This window comes from Puia sp. P3 (assembly GCF_050632245.1).
Lineage (GTDB): Bacteria > Bacteroidota > Bacteroidia > Chitinophagales > Chitinophagaceae > Puia.
Map to the genome: position 1 here is coordinate 3,404,579 of NZ_CP192583.1, position 19,564 is coordinate 3,424,142.

The 19,564-nt window shown below is 54.4% G+C and carries 20 protein-coding genes and 1 other RNA gene; 8 read left to right on the forward strand and 13 right to left on the reverse strand.

Translation table 11 applies throughout. The features are described 5' to 3' along the window. Window positions 1-35 precede the first annotated feature (35 nt). From ACQ86N_RS20785 to ACQ86N_RS20810, 6 genes are read right to left on the reverse strand one after another with little or no spacing between them, the layout of a single operon-like run. Window positions 36-575, reverse strand: coding sequence for a response regulator (locus ACQ86N_RS20785; RefSeq protein WP_431216782.1), 540 nt, complete (start codon window positions 573-575; stop codon window positions 36-38). Then, on the reverse strand, window positions 563-1,477 hold the full coding sequence (locus ACQ86N_RS20790) for a response regulator (protein WP_431216783.1): 915 nt from the start codon (window positions 1,475-1,477) through the stop codon (window positions 563-565). The genes ACQ86N_RS20785 and ACQ86N_RS20790 overlap by 13 nt, the downstream gene beginning before the upstream one ends. Further along, complete coding sequence (locus ACQ86N_RS20795; protein ID WP_431217521.1) at window positions 1,437-4,310, reverse strand: HAMP domain-containing protein; 2,874 nt, start codon at window positions 4,308-4,310, stop codon at window positions 1,437-1,439. The genes ACQ86N_RS20790 and ACQ86N_RS20795 overlap by 41 nt, the downstream gene beginning before the upstream one ends. Further along, entirely contained in the window at window positions 4,274-4,399 is a 126-nt protein-coding gene (locus ACQ86N_RS20800) for a hypothetical protein (protein ID WP_431216784.1), read from the reverse strand. Before ACQ86N_RS20800 ends, ACQ86N_RS20795 begins: the two co-directional genes overlap by 37 nt. After that, entirely contained in the window at window positions 4,392-5,360 is a 969-nt protein-coding gene (locus tag ACQ86N_RS20805; protein WP_431217522.1) for a HAMP domain-containing protein, read from the reverse strand. Before ACQ86N_RS20805 ends, ACQ86N_RS20800 begins: the two co-directional genes overlap by 8 nt. Further along, window positions 5,308-5,706 carry a hypothetical protein gene (locus ACQ86N_RS20810; RefSeq protein ID WP_431216785.1) on the reverse strand — a complete coding sequence of 133 codons (399 nt, stop codon included), beginning with the start codon at window positions 5,704-5,706 and terminating at the stop codon, window positions 5,308-5,310. Before ACQ86N_RS20810 ends, ACQ86N_RS20805 begins: the two co-directional genes overlap by 53 nt. Window positions 5,707-6,154: 448 nt before the next feature. On the opposite strand from ACQ86N_RS20810, the gene ACQ86N_RS20815 reads away from it, so the two are divergent. From ACQ86N_RS20815 to ACQ86N_RS20830, 4 genes are all read left to right on the forward strand, one after another. Then, the gene (locus ACQ86N_RS20815; RefSeq protein WP_431216786.1) at window positions 6,155-6,619 is read left to right on the forward strand and encodes a response regulator; all 465 of its coding nucleotides are present in this window, start codon (window positions 6,155-6,157) and stop codon (window positions 6,617-6,619) included. Between the two features lie 153 nt (window positions 6,620-6,772). Further along, window positions 6,773-7,075 carry a hypothetical protein gene (locus ACQ86N_RS20820; RefSeq protein WP_431216787.1) on the forward strand — a complete coding sequence of 101 codons (303 nt, stop codon included), beginning with the start codon at window positions 6,773-6,775 and terminating at the stop codon, window positions 7,073-7,075. Between the two features lie 169 nt (window positions 7,076-7,244). Continuing rightward, window positions 7,245-8,225 (forward strand): sensor histidine kinase, encoded by a 981-nt coding sequence (locus ACQ86N_RS20825; protein WP_431216788.1) that lies wholly within the window; start codon window positions 7,245-7,247, stop codon window positions 8,223-8,225. A gap of 83 nt (window positions 8,226-8,308) precedes the next feature. Further along, on the forward strand, window positions 8,309-9,016 hold the full coding sequence (locus ACQ86N_RS20830; RefSeq protein ID WP_431216789.1) for a LytR/AlgR family response regulator transcription factor: 708 nt from the start codon (window positions 8,309-8,311) through the stop codon (window positions 9,014-9,016). Window positions 9,017-9,039: 23 nt separating this feature from the next. Here ACQ86N_RS20830 and ACQ86N_RS20835 read toward each other — a convergent pair whose 3' ends face one another. Both ACQ86N_RS20835 and ACQ86N_RS20840 read right to left on the reverse strand, forming a co-directional pair. After that, on the reverse strand, window positions 9,040-9,552 hold the full coding sequence (locus ACQ86N_RS20835; RefSeq protein ID WP_431216790.1) for a GNAT family N-acetyltransferase: 513 nt from the start codon (window positions 9,550-9,552) through the stop codon (window positions 9,040-9,042). 11 nt (window positions 9,553-9,563) lie between these two features. Continuing rightward, complete coding sequence (locus tag ACQ86N_RS20840) at window positions 9,564-10,817, reverse strand: sensor histidine kinase (protein ID WP_431216791.1); 1,254 nt, start codon at window positions 10,815-10,817, stop codon at window positions 9,564-9,566. Window positions 10,818-10,918: 101 nt separating this feature from the next. On the opposite strand from ACQ86N_RS20840, the gene ACQ86N_RS20845 reads away from it, so the two are divergent. From ACQ86N_RS20845 to ACQ86N_RS20860, 4 genes are all read left to right on the forward strand, one after another. After that, the gene (locus ACQ86N_RS20845; RefSeq protein ID WP_431216792.1) at window positions 10,919-11,482 is read left to right on the forward strand and encodes a YceD family protein; all 564 of its coding nucleotides are present in this window, start codon (window positions 10,919-10,921) and stop codon (window positions 11,480-11,482) included. Between the two features lie 59 nt (window positions 11,483-11,541). Then, the gene (rpmF, locus tag ACQ86N_RS20850) at window positions 11,542-11,733 is read left to right on the forward strand and encodes a 50S ribosomal protein L32 (RefSeq protein ID WP_331583256.1); all 192 of its coding nucleotides are present in this window, start codon (window positions 11,542-11,544) and stop codon (window positions 11,731-11,733) included. A 17-nt stretch (window positions 11,734-11,750) separates the two neighbouring features. Continuing rightward, a complete protein-coding gene (plsX, locus tag ACQ86N_RS20855) occupies window positions 11,751-12,692 on the forward strand; it encodes a phosphate acyltransferase PlsX (protein ID WP_431216793.1) in 942 nt (313 codons plus the stop codon). Window positions 12,693-12,793: 101 nt separating this feature from the next. Continuing rightward, window positions 12,794-13,801, forward strand: coding sequence for a CPBP family intramembrane glutamic endopeptidase (locus tag ACQ86N_RS20860; RefSeq protein ID WP_431216794.1), 1,008 nt, complete (start codon window positions 12,794-12,796; stop codon window positions 13,799-13,801). Here ACQ86N_RS20860 and ACQ86N_RS20865 read toward each other — a convergent pair. The 5 genes from ACQ86N_RS20865 to ACQ86N_RS20885 all read right to left on the reverse strand — a co-directional run bounded on the left by ACQ86N_RS20865 (window position 13,790) and on the right by ACQ86N_RS20885 (window position 19,504). Next, window positions 13,790-16,201 carry an ABC transporter permease gene (locus ACQ86N_RS20865; RefSeq protein WP_431216795.1) on the reverse strand — a complete coding sequence of 804 codons (2,412 nt, stop codon included), beginning with the start codon at window positions 16,199-16,201 and terminating at the stop codon, window positions 13,790-13,792. The genes ACQ86N_RS20860 and ACQ86N_RS20865 overlap by 12 nt on opposite strands. Before the next feature lie 15 nt (window positions 16,202-16,216). Continuing rightward, an RNA gene (gene rnpB, locus ACQ86N_RS20870) (RNase P RNA component class A) lies at window positions 16,217-16,660 on the reverse strand. A gap of 17 nt (window positions 16,661-16,677) precedes the next feature. Continuing rightward, entirely contained in the window at window positions 16,678-16,998 is a 321-nt protein-coding gene (locus ACQ86N_RS20875; protein ID WP_431216796.1) for a Smr/MutS family protein, read from the reverse strand. Next, window positions 16,973-17,761 carry a Smr/MutS family protein gene (locus ACQ86N_RS20880; RefSeq protein ID WP_431216797.1) on the reverse strand — a complete coding sequence of 263 codons (789 nt, stop codon included), beginning with the start codon at window positions 17,759-17,761 and terminating at the stop codon, window positions 16,973-16,975. Before ACQ86N_RS20880 ends, ACQ86N_RS20875 begins: the two co-directional genes overlap by 26 nt. Window positions 17,762-17,764: 3 nt before the next feature. After that, a complete protein-coding gene (locus tag ACQ86N_RS20885) occupies window positions 17,765-19,504 on the reverse strand; it encodes an amino acid permease (protein WP_431216798.1) in 1,740 nt (579 codons plus the stop codon). Window positions 19,505-19,564: the final 60 nt, after the last annotated feature.

Below are 19,564 nucleotides of genomic sequence, written 5' to 3' on the forward strand. Positions count from 1 at the left end.
ATTTCATCCGGTTACGTTTCCTCCGCATCCGTCCATCATTTATAGAACCAAACCCGCATCAACGACAACAGCTGGTCGATCTTCAGCGGCTTCGTGATATAATCGGATGCTCCGGCCTCGATACATTTCTGACGGTCACCCTTCATGGCCTTGGCCGTCACGGCAATGATCGGAAGGGTATTGTTCTTGTGCTCTCTTCTGATCTTCTGCGTGGTCTCGTACCCGTCCATCTCCGGCATCATGATATCCATCAGCACCATGTCCACCTTTTGCTTGTCGTCGTTGATGATCTGGATAGCCTCCTTGCCGCTCTCCGCCGTAACGACGTTGATATTGTAGCGCTCAAAGACAGTCGTCAGCGCAAAAAGATTGCGCACGTCGTCGTCTACAACCAGCACGTTCTTGCCGGTAAGTATATCATCCTGCATGCGGATATTCTCGATCACCTTTTTCTTTTCCGGCGGCAACTCCTTATGGTTGATATGGAGGTGCAGAACGGTTTCCTCGAGCAGATGTTCCAGCGAATTTACTCCTTTTAACAACACGGTATTGGAAGCCCTGTTCAGGTGGTACAATTCTTTTTGTCGAAATCCTTGGCCGAATACACTATCACCGGCGTCAGCTTCTGCTTGATCTCGCTGACCTGCTTCAGCAGCTCGATACCCGAGATGTCCGGCAGCGTATAGTCGAGGATGATACAATCGAAGTCCTTGATATTGGTGTCCTGCAGCGCTTTCTTGCCGGTGGGCACGATGGTGACCTGCATATTGTCCCCCTGCAGCATCTTGCTGATCTGTGAGGAGTCGATCTCGTTGTCCTCGACCACGAGTATCTTCCGTGTCTCTTTCTTGTTGAACGATCGGATATCCTCGAACAGCTCGTTCAGCGCCTCGTTCTCCAGCGGCTTCAGGAGGAAGCTGCGGGCGCCGCGTTTCAGCGCGAGCGCCTTGTTCTCCTCACCCGAGATCAGGTGAATCGGTATATGCCGGTAGTTGAGATCGTTCCGCAGCAGGTCCAGTACCTTCCAGCCGCTCGTATCCGGCAGCTTGACGTCGAGCGTTATCGCCACGGGCGTAAACCTGTTGATAAAGTCGAACACCTCCAGATAGTTCATCGCGACCACCGCCTTCATACCGTATTCGTGCGCTTTTTCGATGATGATCCGGCCAAACCGCAGGTCATCCTCCACGACCAGGACGATCTTGTCGCCGGCCTGTATCGAGCTGCGGTCATCGCCCGTATCATTGATCATCTCGTTGACGATATTCAGCTTGGGCGAATCTGAATCACCGGTGACGCGCAGCGAGTTCAGCAGCGTATCGATCTCCCCGCTGTCACCCCTCAGCTGCAACTGACGGATGGCGTTGAGGTTGTCCGAGGTTTCCTTGGAAATATGTCCGATGATATTCTCTACCGGGAGGAACAGGGTGAAGATGCTACCCCTTCCAGTGGACGCTCTCCAGCTCGATCGTTCCACCCAACAGTTCGGCCAGGCCACGGCTGATCGAAAGCCCCAGCCCAGTGCCGCCATATTTACGGCTGGTGGATCCTTCCGCCTGCTGGAAGGCTTCGAAAATGATATTCTGTTTTTCCTGCGGAATGCCGATGCCGGTATCGTGGATCGCAAAGGCGACCACCTGCCGGGCCTCGTCAAGGCTCGGGTTGCCGGGTTTCCAGTTGCGGCTGGCTTCGTATATACGTAATTTGACCTCTCCTTTTTCGGTAAACTTGAAGGAGTTCGACAACAGGTTCTTGAGGATCTGATTCAGACGCTGAAGATCCGTCTCCATGTTCTGCGGCAGCCTCGGGTCCGTGTCGATGGTAAAGCGCAGGTGTCTTGCTTCCGAGATAGGCTTAAAGGTCGTCTCCACAAACGCGGCGATCTCGCTGAACCGTACCGGGGAGATATTGGCCGTGATAAACCCGGATTCGATCTTCGACAGGTCGAGGATGTCGTTGATCAGCTGTATCAGGTCATCCCCGCAGGAGTGGATCGTCTTGGCATAGCGGATCTGCTTGTCCGTCAGGTTGCCCTCCACGTTCTCATACAGCTGCTGCGCCAGAATGAGGAGACTGTTCAGCGGCGTCCGCAGCTCATGGGACATATTCGCAAGGAATTCCGATTTGTATTTGGAGGTAAGGGTCAACTGCTCGGCCTTTTCTTCGAGCGAGAGACGCGCTTCCTCGACCTCCTTGTTCTTCGCTTCCACTTCGTTCTTCTGTTTTACCAGCAGCAGGGCCTTGTCCTGCAGCTCGTCGTTGGTCCTGCGCAACTCTTCCTGTTGTATCTTCAGCTCGCCGGCCAGCGACTGCGACTGCGTAAGCAGCTCTTCCGTACGGCTGTTCGCCTCGATTGTGTTCAATACGATACCGATACTTTCCGTCAGCTGACCCACGAAGTCCAGGTGGGTCTCACTGAAGATATCCAGCGATGCAAGCTCGATGACCGCCTTTACTTTATTCTCAAACAGCACTGGCAGAATGATCAGGTTGGCCGGTTTCGAACGGCCGAGGCCAGAGTTCACTTTTATATAATTACCCGGGACGTTTGACAGAATGATCCTTTCCTTTTCAAAGGCCACCTGGCCTACCAGCCCTTCACCGATAGAGAATTCCGTGGGAATATTTTTTTCCGATTTATATCCATAGGCAGCAAAGAGTCGCAGCTTGTCCTCTCTGGTGTCCTCGTCCTGTTTGAGGATAAAGAAGGCGCCATAGTGCGCCGATACCACCTGTGCAAGCTCTGAAAGGATTCGCTGAGTTACCGTGTTGAGGTCTTTCTGCCCCTGCAGCATCTGGGTGAACTTCGCCAGGTTGGACTTCAGCCAGTCCTGCTCCTGGTTGCGGAGCGTCGTCTCCTTCAGGTTGGCGATCATCTGATTGATCGTATCCTTGAGCGCTTCCACCTCTCCTTTCGCTTCCACACGAATGGTCCGGGTCAGGTCACCCTTGGTCACCGCCGAGGCCAGCTCCGAGATACTCCGCACCTGCGTGGTCAGGTTTTGCGCCAGCTGGTTTACGTTTTCAGTCAGGTTCTTCCAGATACCGGAAGCTCCTGGAACACTGGCCTGGCCGCCCAGCCTCCCTTCGACACCCACCTCACGGGCCACCGTCGTTACCTGATCGGCAAACAGGGCCAGCGTATCGATCATCTCGTTGATCGTATCGGTCAGCTGCGCCACCTCGCCGCGGGAGACGATCGACAGCTTTTGTTTCAGATTGCCCGTCGCAACGGCCGTCACGACCTTCGCTATCCCTCGCACCTGGTTGGTCAGGTTGGAGGCCATCATGTTCACCGAGTCCGTCAGGTCCTTCCAGGTACCGGCCACACCCCTCACTTCCGCCTGACCGCCCAGCTTACCCTCCGTACCCACTTCACGCGCCACACGCGTCACCTCATAGGCGAAGGAGTTCAGCTGTTCCACCATCGTATTGATCGTATTCTTCAGGTCGAGGATCTCCCCCTTTACGTCGATGGCAACCGTCTTGGACAGGTCACCGGAGGCCACCGCTTTGGTCACTTCCGCAATATTTCGAACCTGTGCCGTGAGGTTACCCGTCATCTGGTTCACCGAGTCGGTCAGGTCCTTCCAGGTACCGGCCACACCCGGCACGAAGGCCTGACCACCCAATTTACCGTCCGTACCCACTTCACGCGCCACGCGCGTCACCTCGGAGGCGAAGGCGCGCAGCTGGTCCACCATCGTATTCAACGTCTCCTTCAGCTGCAGGATCTCACCGCGTACATCCACCGTGATCTTCTTCGACATATCGCCGTTGGCCACCGCGATGGCGACCTCGGCGATATTCCGCACCTGACCGGTCAGGTTCGATGCCATACCATTGACGGAGTCGGTAAGGTCCTTCCAGGTACCGGCTACACCGGGCACAAAGGCCTGACCACCCAGTTTGCCTTCAGTACCCACCTCACGCGCCACGCGGGTCACCTCGGAGGCGAAGCCGCGCAGCTGGTCCACCATCGTATTGATCGTATTCTTCAACTCGAGGATCTCTCCCTGAACATCCACCGTGATCTTACGCGAAAGGTCACCGTTGGCCACCGCCGTGGTCACCTCGGCGATATTCCGCACCTGACCCGTAAGGTTGCCACCCATCTTGTTCACGGAATCGGTCAGATCCTTCCAGATCCCACCCACACCCGGCACGTCCGCCTGACCACCCAGCTTACCTTCCGAACCCACTTCACGCGCCACACGGGTCACTTCCGATCCGAAGGAGTTCAACTGGTCCACCATCGTATTGATCGTGTTCTTCAATTCAAGGATCTCACCCTGGACGTCGACAGTGATCTTACGCCCGAGGTCACCCTGGCCACGGCCGTGGTCACGTCCGCGATATTCCGCACCTGCGCCGTCAGATTACCCGCCATCTTATTCACCGAATCGGTCAGGTCCTTCCACACGCCGCCGACCCCTTCTACCGCCGCACTGGCCGCCGAGTTTACCCTCCGAACCCACCTCACGGGCAACACGCGTCACTTCCGAAGAGAAAGAGTTCAGCTGGTCCACCATCGTATTGATCGTGATCTTCAGTTCCAATATTTCGCCTTTAACGTCCACGTCGATCTTACGGGAGAGGTCGCCCGTCGCCACCGCCGTGGTCACCTCGGCGATATTCCGCACCTGGGCCGTCAGGTTGCCGGCCATGATATTGACCGAGTCAGTAAGGTCCTTCCAGGTACCACCGACGCCAGGCACGTCGGCCTGGCCGCCGAGCTTTCCTTCCGAACCCACCTCACGCGCCACACGCGTTACTTCAGAGCTGAAGGAGTTCAGCTGGTCCACCATCGTATTGATCGTATTCTTGAGCTCAAGGATCTCCCCTTTAACGTCCACCGTGATCTTGCGGGTCAGGTCACCCTTCGCCACCGCCGTAGTCACCTCCGCAATATTGCGCACCTGGCCGGTCAGGTTAGACGCCATACCGTTGACGGAATCGGTCAGGTCCTTCCAGGTACCGCCGACACCCCGCACGTGCGCCTGGCCACCCAGCTTCCCTTCCGTACCCACTTCCAGCGCCACGCGCGTTACTTCCGAGGAGAAGGAGTTCAACTGGTCCACCATCGTATTGATCGTATTCTTGAGCTCGAGGATTTCCCCTTTTACGTCCACCGTGATCTTCTTGGACAGGTCACCCTTCGCCACCGCCGTAGTCACGTCCGCGATATTCCGCACCTGCGCCGTCAGGTTGCCGGCCATAAGGTTCACCGAGTCCGTCAGGTCCTTCCACACACCCGCAACTCCTTTTACCTTGGCCTGGCCGCCGAGCTTCCCCTCGGAACCCACTTCACGCGCCACACGCGTCACCTCCATGGAGAACAGGTTCAGCTGCTTTACCATGTCGTTCACCTCCCCTGGCGATACGGGAGAATTCTCCCTGCAGGGTATGCCCCCCGATCTCCAGCGGCATATTCTGGGACAGATTGCCCTTCGCCACCGAGCTGATCACATGCGCTATCTCGATAGTAGGGTGTACCAGGTCGGAGATCAGCGCATTCAGGGAATCCACGCCGGTAGCCCAGGCCCCTTTCGCATTGGGTACCTCGATACGCTGGGTCAGCTTACCCTGCTTACCGATGGTATTACCGGCTTTGGTGAACTCTTTCATCATCTCTTCGTTGAGCGAGATGATCTCATTCAGCGTATCATAGACCCTTCCCCGGACACCCGTCTCGCCGATGGGCATACGAACCGAAAAATTTCCGTTTCGAACCTGGAGGAGTATTCGCAAAAGATCTTTGTCATCTGCGGCCATTTCAGTGTCATAACCGGCATGTTTGGTAGTTCCATTTTTGCCATTGGTGGCTGTCGGTTTGCGGGGAGAGGCCTTTTCTTTGCAAGCTTGGTAGTAGTGCTGGCGCCCATAGAAAATTTGCTTTATCAATATTATTTTTAATAGGTATTGAGCTGGCATCCGCCAGTCAGTTTTCCGGTCAAATTATAGCACAAGACCCGCGCCACATATTTGGCAAGGTTCTGGCAGAGGAGATTGAGCGGAAAATCACCGGTTTAGATATAAGTATGAAAAGTGAATTGGAAGGTAGCAAATTTGCCGTAAAACAATAACTTTAAAGACCCTTAGAATAGTATAGACAGCCTGGCCTTATCACAGTTCAGAACAATTACTATTTTTTATGAAAAGTAACTCTCATCTTATTTTTATTGTAGATGACGATCCGGACGACAGGCAGATCATACTGGATGCTTTCCTGGAACGAAGTCCTCAGATCGACTACGTTTTTATTGAAAACGCTGAAACTCTTTTGGATACGCTATATTCAGACGAATCCGAGTTTCCCGCTTTGATCCTTTTGGACTTGAATATGCCCGGCATGCTGGGCCTCCAGGCGCTGAAGGAAATAAGAGGAAACAAACAATTCAGCCAGATCCCCATCATCGTACTGACTACTTCTACCCTTAATCAGGACCGAAAGACCTCTTACGAACTTGGAGCCTCCTGTTTTCTCCGAAAACCCGACAGCTTCAGCGAACTGGTAGAATTGACCGACAGTATTGTCAAACTTTGGTTGCACGAATATCAGCCGCAGCCCCAGCAGGCCTCATCAGAAAAAATAGTTAACCCGGAAAGTGTGGAATAAAATCCACACTTTCCCCTATTTCAGGCATATTATTGTCTAAAAAATCACAAAACTTACACAAATTCCATTTTATTGGATATTCATGCAAAAGGGAACGGCTTTTGAAATCGTATAGATAAACATATCTGACGCACATCAATTAAAACGTTCACCATGAAAAAAGGAAAATTCATCATCTGTCTGCCGGTACTCCTGTTCTTTATGTCTTTTCGCGCGATGTGCGCGGACGCGAAGACGGCTCCGCTGGACCTGCCGTCGAAGGAAGCGCTGGCAACGATGACACACGAACAGAAAGAAGAGCTCGTTCAGCAAATGAAAGACAGGACGGAAACCATCAAAGCTATGGACAAGTCACAGCTGACAAAAGACGAGCGCAAACAGCTGCGGGCCGAACTTAAAGCCATGAAAAAGAAGCCCGCGCAGTCACCGGAGTCTATATCTCCGTTGGCGCGCTAATCATCATTATCCTACTTTTGATCATAATCATCTGATCCAGGAAACGATCTGGTCACAAGGCCCCCACCCGGGGGCCTTTTCTTTTCTATACAGTCGCCATACGCCACCGCCCACCGTCCATACGTCAACAAAATTTCCCGATTACCGGCAACCTCCGCACCTTTACAGGGTGAATACATTCAAAAAATATCTTTTCCCCGCCGTCTACGGCCTCGTCGTCTATTTTACGATACGGCTGCTGCTCGACACCGTCACCGGCATGCGGTTCTGGCGGGACAGACACTGGCAGCTCAACGCCTTTGAAATGCTCTACAGCATCGGTTTCAGCTATCTGTTTCTCGCCGCCTGCAACCGACTGTTCCGGTTCTTCGACCGGCGCTGGCCGGCCAACGACGTCAGCCCCCGTCGGGTCGTCCGCGAGGTCCTGTGGCTGATCGGCCTGGACCTTTTCTTTCAGAACGTCTTTTTCCTGCCCCTTGCCGCCTTCACCGACGACGGGGCCCAGTGGTACGATGTGGTGGACATCAATACCATCCCGCTGTTGTATTCGCTGATCTATTACGGCATCGCCCGCAGCAGCGCCTTCCTGAAAGCCTATATCGAAGGAAAAGTCCAGCTCGAAAAGATCACCAATGACCAGCTGCAGACCGAGCTCAAATTCCTCAAGGCACAGTATCACCCGCACTTCCTGTTCAACGCCCTCAATACGATCTATTTCCAGATGGACGATGACGTGGCCGCCGCCAAAAAGAGCGTGGAGAAATTCTCCGAACTGCTCCGCTACCAGCTGTACGACCAGCAACAGACCGTCCCGGTCAGCCAGGAACTGCACTATCTCCAGAACTTCATCCAGCTGCAGCAGGCCCGTAGCTCTGAACGGCTAAGGCTCGACACCCGGTTCGACGACGGGCTCAACGGCCAGCAGGTATATCCCCTGCTGTTTATGCCGCTGGTGGAGAACGCTTTTAAATATATTGGAGGGGACTACAACCTCAGCATCTCCGCGTCACTTCGGGAGAAGGACCATACCATCGAATTCAGGGTGATCAACTCGGTACCCGAAAATATACCGACAAAAAAGAAAAAGGCATCGGCCTGGAAAATCTTAAAAGGCGACTCGAACTGCTCTATCCCGGCCGCCATACCCTGACCACCCGTCAGACACTCACCGCTGCCGCCAATGGCAATGAGTTCACCGCCACCCTTACGCTTCAATACAATTAAATTATGCCGATGAAAATAAAATGCATCATTACCGACGACGAACCATTTGCCCGCAAAGGACTGCAGGGCTATATCCAGCAGATCGACTTCCTGGACCTCCGCGGCACGTGCGAGAACGCGCTCGAGCTGAACTCGCTGCTCAAACAGGAAAGCGTCGACCTCCTTTTCCTCGATATCGAAATGCCCTATATGACGGGTATCGAATTCCTGAAAAATACGCCTGTCCGTCCGCGGGTGATCTTTACCACAGCCTATGAAAAATACGCCCTTCAGGGCTTCGATCTGGAAGTTCTCGACTACCTGCTGAAGCCGATACCGTTCGACCGCTTCCTGAAAGCGGCCAACAAGGCATTCGACTACTTCCGCCAGCAGCAAACTTCCGTCCCGGCAGAGGACTATATCTTTGTAAAAGCCGACAGCAAGCTGGAAAAGATCCAGTTTGCGGATATCCTTTTTGCCGAGGCGCTTGAGAACTACGTCGCCATCCATACCAGCGGGAAGAAGATCATCACCCATCTTACTTTGAAGATGCTGCAGGAAAAGCTACCCGCGACGTCCTTTATTCAGCCCCACAAATCCTGGCTCGTCGCCATCGACAAGATCAACTCCATCGAGGGGAATATCCTCCATATCGGCAACTATCAGGTGCCCATCAGCAAATACCAGAAAGAAGAGGTCATGGAAAAGATCGTGAACAGCAAACTGCTGAAACGCTGACAGGGGCATACCCACCCGGCGTCTTATACCCTCTTTTTCATCCACCAGTCCGTCTGTGCATCCAGACCGACCAGGAACACGTGTTCTCCGCAACGTTCAAAGCCCCATTTCTGATAAAAGGCGATAGCGCGGTGGTTGCGTTCCCATACACCGAGCCAAACCCAGTCCATTCCCAGCTGACCCGCCAGGTCCAGACAGGCCTGCATCAGGGCCGCACCCACGCCCCGGCCGATCATCTTCTGCTCGGAATACAGCTGTACGATCTCGATAGCCTTCTGTCCCTGCAAACCCTGCGGCGGCTCCGCCTCCCGCATCGACGCATAGCCTACCGCCTCTTCCCCCGCATAGGCTAGCAGGAACCGACGGCCGGGCGCCCCCACTTCCGCCAGCTGCTTCTCCCGGGGAAACTGCTCTTCCAGGAAAATGCGCATATTCTCTTCCGTATTATAGCGGGCGAAAGTTTCAAAAAAGGTCCTCCGGGCCATATCCGCGATCAGCGCTGCATCCTCCGCGGTTGCCATCCGAATATTGATCATAGGTCCACAACTTAACGAATAAAATCGATGCGAAAGCTGTGTATCCCGTCGCCATAGGAGTAGGCTATCGGAAAGCCGTAATTATCGCAGATCTGTTTCACGATCGCAAGCCCCAGGCCACTTCCGCCGGAATGAGCGCCTTTGGTGAATCGGTTGAAGACCGTACCTGGATCGAATCCCAGTCCCGGCCCGGTATTGCTGACCCGGAGACTGCCGCTGCCGAGCAGGACCTCCAGCCGCCCCCCGGCGCGGTTGTGCCGGATCGCATTCAGCAGGAGATTGTTCAGTAAGATATCGGCCAGATAATCATTGACGGGCAGCGGCAGGGAGTGCAGGTCCGTCGTCACGGTTATCGCCTTGTCCTTCACCAGGTCTTCCATCTGCACGAGCTTATGCCGGACGAGGACAGACATATCGACCGGACCTGTATGCCCGAACTGGTTGTTCTCGATCTTCATCAGCAGCAACAGCGACTGGTTCAGCTGGCGAAGCCGGCCGATGGCGTCGTACATCGCCTGTACCGACTGGTGGTGCTTCTCTCCCAGACCCGTGTCCTGGATCAGGAGGTCCAGCTTGGAGTTGATGATGGCCAGCGGGGTCTGCATCTCGTGGGAAGCGTTGTCGGTGAAGTTCTTCAGCATTTCGTAGTCCTTCAAGATCTTGGTCGTCATTTGCTGGACTGCGCCGTTGAGGTCCAGAAATTCCTCGGTGTCGGTTGGACTGGCCGGCAGGGGCTGACGGTTGGACAGATTGAAACGGCGGATCCCGTCCAGGGTCTCATAGAACGGACGCCACAGCCGGCGCAGCAGCAGCCGGTTGGCCAGGAACAGGGTCCCCAGCAACAGCAGGATCATACCTGGCGTGATCAGCATCACCAGTTCGAGCAGGTCGTCGGTTTCTTCTTCCGACTTCGCCACGCTCACGGTATACAACTGTCCGCCCGCCCGTATGGGAAACAACAACTCCCTGTAGGCCTCTTCGCTTTTATGATGCGGGGTGGCCTTCATGACATGGTGAAATTTCCGCGGGACATCCGTACCGGCGGGCACATAAGTGATCATCTGGTCCCGGTAGCTGGTCGGTTCCGGCAGGCGGGCCTGTACTTTTACGTACTGAAGGATCTCGTCCTCCTCGACTTTCAGGCTGTCGTCCAGTTCCCGAATCAATACATAACGTACTGAAAAATAATACACTACACTGCCTATCAGCAGGGCGGGTACGCTGGCGAAAAAATTTATACGGCCATATTTGACAAGTAATTTCATATCTTTTCCACAGATCGACCGTAAATGTGCAAATTTTCCGGGAGAGAACCCTAAATTTTAATAAAAAACAACTACCTTTGCAAGCTCTTTAAAAAGCAGTCATGAGCAGCCGCAGGGAATTCGATATAGCGTTTGTAGGCCTTAAGGCTGGTATTCATGAGTTCAGTTATAAGATCACTGACAAGTTCTTTGAAGCATACCAGCAACAGGATTTCCGTCATTGCGACGCCCAGGTCAAGCTGTCCCTCGACAAGAAGAACAGCTTTATGCTCCTGAAGTTCGAGATCGGCGGCAAGATAGAGATCACCTGCGACCGTTGCGGCAATATGCTCCCACTGGACCTATGGGATGAGTTTAACATCCTGGTGAAACTGGTGGAGGATCCGGATATCATGAACCAGCAGGAGGAAGATCCCGACGTCTATTATATATCGAAGGGAGAAAGTCACCTCCATGTTTCTGACTGGATCTACGAATTCATAAATCTCAGCATTCCGATGCAGCGGATGTGCAAGCCGGAAGAGATGGGTGGACCGCATTGCAACAAGGAAGTGCTGGAAATGCTGAAAAAGCTCGACCGGGGAAAGAGTCAGCCCGAGAATCCGCTCTGGAAAGGACTGGAGAAATTCAAGGACCTTCCTCCGGAACCCGATACTGTGAAATAAAGCCCGCCCGATAAGCGGGCCCATGTAATAAATTATTGGATCGTTAAAATAGAAGTGATATGCCAAATCCGAAACGGAGACATTCCCAGCAGCGCAGCGCCAAGAGAAGGACGCATTATAAGGCTGAGAAAGTAACTTTAAGCAAAGACAGCACTACAGGTGAAATACACGTTCGCCACCGTGCACACGTTAGCGAAGGTAAGTTGTTCTACAAAGGAAAGGTTGTTGCCGAAACATCCCCAATTAAGTAGTACAATTCACCCTACGAATGAATATTGGTTTAGACATGATGGGAGGAGACTTTTCACCGCTGGAAGCGGTGAAAGGTCTGCACTTATACCTCGCTGAAACCCGGACTCCCGCTACGCTATGGCTGGTCGGTGACGAAGCTCAGATCAATCCTCTGCTAGAGGAGCATTCGATCCCTGCGGAAGCAGTAAAGGTCGTTCATGCTCCCCAGGTCATCGGCATGGACGAGCATCCTACCAAAGCCCTGAAAGAAAAACAGCAGTCTTCGATCGCCATCGGATTTCACCTCCTGGCTACGGGCAAGATGGACGCGTTCATCAGCGCCGGTAATACAGGCGCCATGCTCGTAGGCGCACTGTATGGCCTCAAACCAATCGAAGGCATCCAGCGCCCCACCATTTCCACTATCATTCCCAAAGAGAACGGCGGCACCGGCGTTCTCCTCGACGTAGGCCTCAACGCCGACTGCAAGCCCGAAAACCTCAACCAGTTCGCGGTCCTGGGTTCGCTGTACGCCCGCCATATCCTTGGCATCGACCAGCCCCGCGTCGGACTGTTGAACATCGGCGAAGAAGAAGGCAAAGGCAATATTCTCGCACAGGCGGCCTACCCGCTGCTGAAAGAGAACGACCAGATCAATTTTATAGGCAATATCGAAGGCCGCGACCTCCTGCTCGACAAGGCGGACGTCATGGTCTGCGAAGGCTTTACCGGCAACGTCATCCTCAAACTGGCCGAATCCCTCTTCGACATCACCCGCAGACACCAGACAAAGAGCGAGTACTTCGACCGTTTTGACTTCGAGTTCTACGGCGGCACTCCCCTGCTCGGCGTTACCAAACCCGTCATCATCGGGCACGGCATCTCCCGCGGCAAATCCTTTTACAACATGGTCAAGCTTGCGCAGAAGATGATCGAAACCGACCTGCTGGGCAAGATGAAAGAAAGCTTTCATGCATAACTGGACGGAGTCCAGTTGGTGCACGAGGCGTCGCCGAGTGCACAGGAATTATGGTGCTGGGACAAAAAACATATTTTTACACTTTTTTTGTCCCAATTCATATGAAAGCGGTCATCACCTACCTTAAGGACTATTTCCGCAATACCTCCCGGCCCGCTTTTATCGTCACCATGCTCCTCGTCGGCAGCCTTATCGCCGCCAACTATTCCCTCGGCATCGAACGCCGGCTGCAGTCCCTCAGCCACTGGTATCTCTCCGTCGGCGCCTTCTTCCTGTTCTATCTCGTCGTGATCGCGCTCACCTGGGGCCTGCAGTACGAATGGAGTAAGAAGGAGACACTCGCCCCCACCCTGACGCGTGGCGGGACAATAAAGCTCCAACCCGTGCTGACGGCTTCTGCCGGCCAGCTCAGATTCGACCGCAGACTGCTGTGGATCCTGCTGATCGCACCACTGTATTTTTCGTTAAAAATGGTCCCCTGGGACCTGACGCATTTCCTTCCGAATTCCCTTTCAACCCCGTGGGACAGGTATTTACTCCTCGTCGTCCAGCTGCCGCTAAAGTTATTGCTGCTGTTCGGCGTTCTCCGGGTCTGCTACCGGTCAGGGCTGCTCGAAGGCGACAGCTTCCGCCGCTCGGTCGGACTGACGACCGACAACTTCGACGCCAGACCCTATTTCCTTCTTCTCGCCATGCTGATCCCGCTGATCGCCCTCGCCTCCACCCAGCAGGATTTTCTGGCGGTCTATCCCAAGGTAAAAACCCTCGCATTCCTGGACGGACACGCCAGACCGTTATGGCCCTGGCAGCTGCTGTACGAACTGTCCTACGGCCTCGATTTCCTGGGCATAGAGACGTTTTTCCGCGGCCTGCTCGTCATCGGCCTTGTCCGCTATGCAGGAGACAGCGTCGTCCTGCCCATGGCGGCTTTTTACTGCACCATTCACTTTGGTAAACCCCTGGGCGAATGTATCTCCTCCTTTTTCGGCGGTCTTATCCTCGGCGTGCTCGCCGCCCGCACCCGAAGCATCGTCGGCGGCCTCATCGTCCACCTGGGACTGGCCTGGCTGATGGAGCTCGGCGGCTGGCTTGGGCACTCACTCCGCTGACAGACTCTTCACGGGATTGGCCAAGGCGGCGCTGACAGTCCGGACTACGATCAAAACCACCATCACAACGCACAGCCCCGCTACCGCCGCCACAAACGGCCACGGCCCCATCATTATCCGCGTGGCGTAGTCGCTGAGCCAGCGGTTCATCAGCAGCCAGGCCACCGGCGCAGCAGCCACTCCGGCCACCAGCAGCAACGGCAGGTATTCCCGCAGGAACAGCCGGATGATGCCCGGAACCGAAGCCCCGATCACCTTTCGGATGGCAATTTCTTTTGTTCTCTTCTGTACGCTCATCGACAACAATCCCACTACACCAAGCAGGACAATGATCAATGCCAGAACGGTCGCAACAGACGCAGCTTTCTTCAGCCTCAGCTCGTCCCGGTAGAGATTCTCCAGCGTCTCATCCATGAACCTGTATTCGAAAGCAGCACCTGGCATAAGCGCCGCCCACCGTCTGCGCAACTGCTCCATCGTCGTCCCGATATTTCCGGGCCTCAGCCGGAAGGACAGATACCGGTAGGTCCAGGTCATATCGACATGCATGAACAGCTCAGGTTGTACCGCGCTGCCCATGGCTTCAAAATGAAAATCTTTTATCACTCCACTAATGACAAATGGTTGTCTTGTCCCCGCCAGACGCAGCCGTTGCCCTATCGCTGCCTCCGGATTGTTCCAGCCCAGTGCCCTGGCGGCCGTTGCATTCAGCACCACCCGTAAGGAATCACTGGCGGAGCTTTCTCCTTCCCTGTTATAAAACACCCCCGCCGCCATCGGTATTCGATAGGTGTCCGAATAGTGCTCGTCCGTCATCAGCGCCTGACTCGTCACCGCATGGGCTGAATCCCCGCCATCCGGCCACATATCTCTACTGCCTCCATTTCCGCCATCAGGTATTTCGAACGACAGCGTAGCGTCTTTTATCCCCGGCATCATAGCCAGTTCAGACCGTATCCTCCGCATCCTGCCCTCTCCCTGATAAGTCCAGTCCCTCGGCACCTGGGCCGCTACGAGATATTCCCTGTCATATCCCAGCCGGTCGCTGAAGAAAAGACCGATCTGCTGCGAGATCACTATCGCCGCCACAACAGCGACGGTCGCCGTTACAAATTGAAAGCCGACAAGCCCCTTCCGTAGAATTATATGGCTTTCTGCAGCCCCTGCCCTTCCTTTCAACGAATCCACAGACGCCAGCCCCGACAACCGCAGGGCGGGATAAAGACCGGCCAGCAGACCCGTCACTGCGGTAAAGCCGGCCACTAGCGGCCATGCCATCGCCGGAAGCTCCGTCAGCGAAGGGATCTCGCGTGTAAGCATCCCCGAGAACAACGGCCTGAACAAAAGGTACAGCACCAGAGACAACAAGCCGGCGACCATAGCGAGCACAATGGATTCCATCAGGAATTGCCCGATCAGCTGACGACGCAGACTGCCCAATACTTTCCGGATCCCGATCTCTTTCATTCTTGCCGTGCTCCGGCTTACGGAAAGGTTGACAAAATTGACAATGGCCATCAGCAGAATGAACAGCGCTGCAAACGACAGCGTATAAAGCATCTTCTGCACGGTACCTCCCGCACCCGTCAGGTAATAAGTAGTCAGCGGCACGGGAATGACCTGCATATTGGCGGCGACCTCCGGCGTCGCGTTCTGCCCCACCAGACGTTGGATAGGTCCCGCGAGCTCGGCGGGATCGACTCCCTTCTGCAGTTCCACATAACTGGCGATATGCGGATTGGCCCAGTCCATATTCCGGCCGAACCAGTCCAGATTGGCAACAGGAACAAAGACCCGATTGTTGTTGGCCTCATTCAGCCAGGTGACAGAATTGCGGCTCGGCTCCGGCAACACACCGGTGACCCTGAAATCAGTTTTACCACCCGAAAAATTCTCGATGGTCAGGTTCTGCCCCACCACATCCGTCCGGCCAAAATATTTGATCGCCTTATCCGCTGTAATGACGACGCTGAATGGCTGCACCAGCGCCGTCCGCGGATCGCCCTGCAGCAACCGGAAACCATACATCGTAAACAAGGTGCTGTCGCCCATCTGCAGATCTTCCCTGAAATGTTTATCGCCATTGCTTACGGTGGAAATGACTCCGTCAAAACGATAGTAGTTAGCGACCAGACCCGGATAGTTCTCTTTCAGGGCCTTCGCCAGCTGGCCGCACGTGGACATGGGATAACCCATATTGGGGTCCTTCCAACGCGTCGTCAGAATGTACTGCCGGTCTGCATTTCGCAGCTGCCGGTTGACCTGCCATTCGCCGTAACAAAAGGCTGCGATCAGCAGTGTAAAGGATATTCCCGTTGAAAGACCGATGACATTGATGGCCGAATGAAGACGGCTTCGGCCGATATGGCGCAAAGCTATTTTGTAGTAGTTGCGGAACATGAGAGAAAGATAAGAAAAAGCTACCAACCTGTAAGCCGGATCCTGTTCCTGCAACGACTTGCGCCGGCAGGCGGTCATCATTTATCTGGCCGTTACATTACTGCAACGATCTAGCTGCCTACCCTCCGGCATCGGGCGGGCCGCCCTCGGGCGCCGGTATACGTGGCATTTCAGCATGTAAGGTTTACCCGCCCCGACGATTACTCGACGACGCCGTGGGCTCTTACCCCACGTTTTCAACCTCACCCCGCCCTTTCGGCCGCCCGCCGGCAAAAAACACCGACGTTCACAGGCCCAAAGGACGGGGCAGTTATTTTCTGTGGCACTCTCTGTGGACATCGGATTCACAGCGGCGAACCGCCGTCCACCCGATCTCCCCGGCTCTTCACCGGTACATTGCCCTGTGCTGTCCGGACTTTCCTCCCCCGCCGTGCGAGGAGCGATGACCCGGTTGGTAGCGTCTGTAAAGATACGATTCATCGACGGTGCAGCCTACTTCTTCTTCCCGTATTCAAAAAGATCTCGGTTGCCCCGTAGCCAAACCGGGGATCATACCTGTTGATGAACGACCTGACATTCCTTTTCGTCCGCAGTATCTCGTGGATCTCATCCCTCAGCTTGCCCGAACCTACGCCGTGGATCACGATCATCGACGGCAGATGGTGCGCCACCGCCAGGTCGAAATATTTCTCGAAGGTCTGCAGCTGCAGCGTCAGTATCTCGAAATTGTCCAGCGCCCCCGGCTTGTCCGTCAGCTTCTCCGCGTGCAGGTCAAGCTCGCTCCTCGCCGACTCCATATGCTGCCGCGCCATTCGAAGCCTCGTATATGCGAAACCCGGATCCCGCCAGTTTGCCGAGTCCGAGCGTGTCCACCGGCTTCTCCTCCTCGTAGGGTCGCAGCGGATATTCGTCAAACAGCTTGAAGGAGAACGTAGCTTCGCCCTTCTTCCGGATCTCTTCGATGCGGCCAAAGACCTGTTTGGCCCGCAGCTTCAGGGAGGCCTCGTAGTGCTCCGCCAACTTCCTGTCCGGCGTCATCAGCGAGAAATCGCACCCGAATACCGGATTGTCATTGAGGTTGGCGAAGGGAATATCGTGGAGGTAGAAATCCTGCATCGACGGCAGCGCGCCGTCCAGATTGAAATCGCTGTTCCCCGAATAGGTGAGGGTATAAGAAAAATTAAACGCCAGAGTGGAGTTATTGACCAGATAGATCTTCAGGCTTTCCACCACGTCGTCCCCGAACTCATCGCTGTCGAATACCGGCAAAAAAGTAAGCCATACCCCGTCGGCCAGCTGCGCAATACGCTCTTTCTTCTTACCAGGCGCCGGCTTCTCCGGAGGCAGTTGGTCGATATATTTCTTCGGCTTTTTCTCTGCCGGAAACAACTTCTTTTCTGTAAACCGTTTGAAATATGGAAAATCCAGCTGGTCGGTATATGCAGGGAACTTTACGCCCCTGACGTCGACCAGGACCATCTTGTCGTTGATGATCTCCACCACCTCTCCCTCGTCATTGGAATGCTGAATAACGACCTTGTCTCCTACCTCGAACTTCATAAATTATTCCTTCTTTATTGCCTGCAAAGGTACGCTATTTGAAGGCTCGGCGGACTTTAACACACTCCGCTGATAACCATAGATGAAATAGATCGCCAGCCCGATGCCCATCCAGACGAAGAACCAGATCCAGGCGATCGCCGGTATCTCGATCAGCAGGTAGGCGCAGAACAAAACTCCGAGTACCGGGATGACGGAGTATTTACGGATCACCGTCGCCACCGTAAGCGCAGTGGTCAAAAGTGAAAATACAAGGAAGAGGATCTCCTGTAGTCCCGAAGCGGATAAATGCTCTACCACATTCGTCAGCCTCGCTCTGAACAGCCACAAAAACGCCGCGTACAACACGATGAGGATCCAGCGTCCGTTGATATAAGGTATGTGAAACCGGCCCCTGACGGCGCCTTCGTCCATCTTCGGCAGAAGCAGGACGCCCCCCGAGACCAGCACAAAGGCAAAGAGGGTACCGATGCTCGTCAGCTGCGTCATCAGCCCGCTGCTCATAAATAGCGTCGGGACGGCCACGATGATCCCGGTAATGATGGTCGAGAACCAGGGAGTTTTGTATTTTGGGTGGATCTTGCCAAATGCGCGTGGCAGCAGCTTGTCACGACTCATGCTCATCCAGATGCGGGGCTGCCCCAGCTGGAACACGAGCAGCACGCTCGTCGTTGCAACCACGGCGCTGGCCGAGATGAAATAGCCGATCCATTTTTGGTTGACCCTGTTGAAGACAAAGGCCAGCGGATCGCTGACCATAAGCTCCGAATACGGCACCATCCCGGTGAGTACCAGAGCGATCAGAATATACAATACGGTGCATATCACCAGCGAGTAGATCATCCCCTTCGGCAGGTCGCGCTGCGCGTTGGTACACTCCTCCGCCGTGGTCGATATCGCGTCGAATCCGATATAGGCATAGAACACAGCCGATACTCCTTTCAGCACCCCCGTAAATCCATTCGGCAGAAATGGTTTCCAGTTCGAGGTCTTGACAAAAAAGCCGCCGATGATGATCACCAGGATCACCACTGCTATTTTGAAAATGACCATGAAATTGGTAGTCTTTTTACTCTCGGTTATGCCGATATAGGTGATATAGGAAATGATGCAGACGATGATAAAGGCCGGCAGGTTGAAAACGATATGCGCTCCGCCAATGATCGGCGCCGAATTCCAGGTGGCCATCGCTGCCCTGCCCGCATCCCCCAGCAAACCACCCTGGGCCAGCGTGGCCTGCGCCGAGAGAAAGGCGTCCCTTGCAGTACCGGGATCGGTGAGCATCCAGCCTGGAAGATGGATATTGAATCCGACAAGCAGATTGTTGAAATACCCGCTCCAGGCAATGGCCACGACGATATTACCGATGGCATACTCCAGTATCAGCGCCCACCCGATGACCCACGCGATGATCTCGCCAAAAGCTACATAAGCATAGGTATAGGCGCTGCCCGCAATGGGGATACGACTGGCGAACTCCGCGTAACAAAGCGCAGAAAAACCGCAGGTCACTGCCGTCAGAACGAATAAAAGGGATATCCCCGGCCCCCCGTCATAGGCCGCCGCACCAATAGTAGAAAAGATGCCGGCCCCGACTACCGCAGCGATACCCATAAAGGTCAGGTCCCGGACATTTAATACCTTGTTGAGCTTCACCCCTCCTCCGTGCCCATCCGATACCCCCTCGATAGAATCCTTCATGATCCTGTTCAACGATTTCTTGCGGAAAACTGAGTTCGACATCAACAATATGGTTTAAGCGGACAAATTAATAAAAATTGCGTAAAATCAGGCATTTTTACC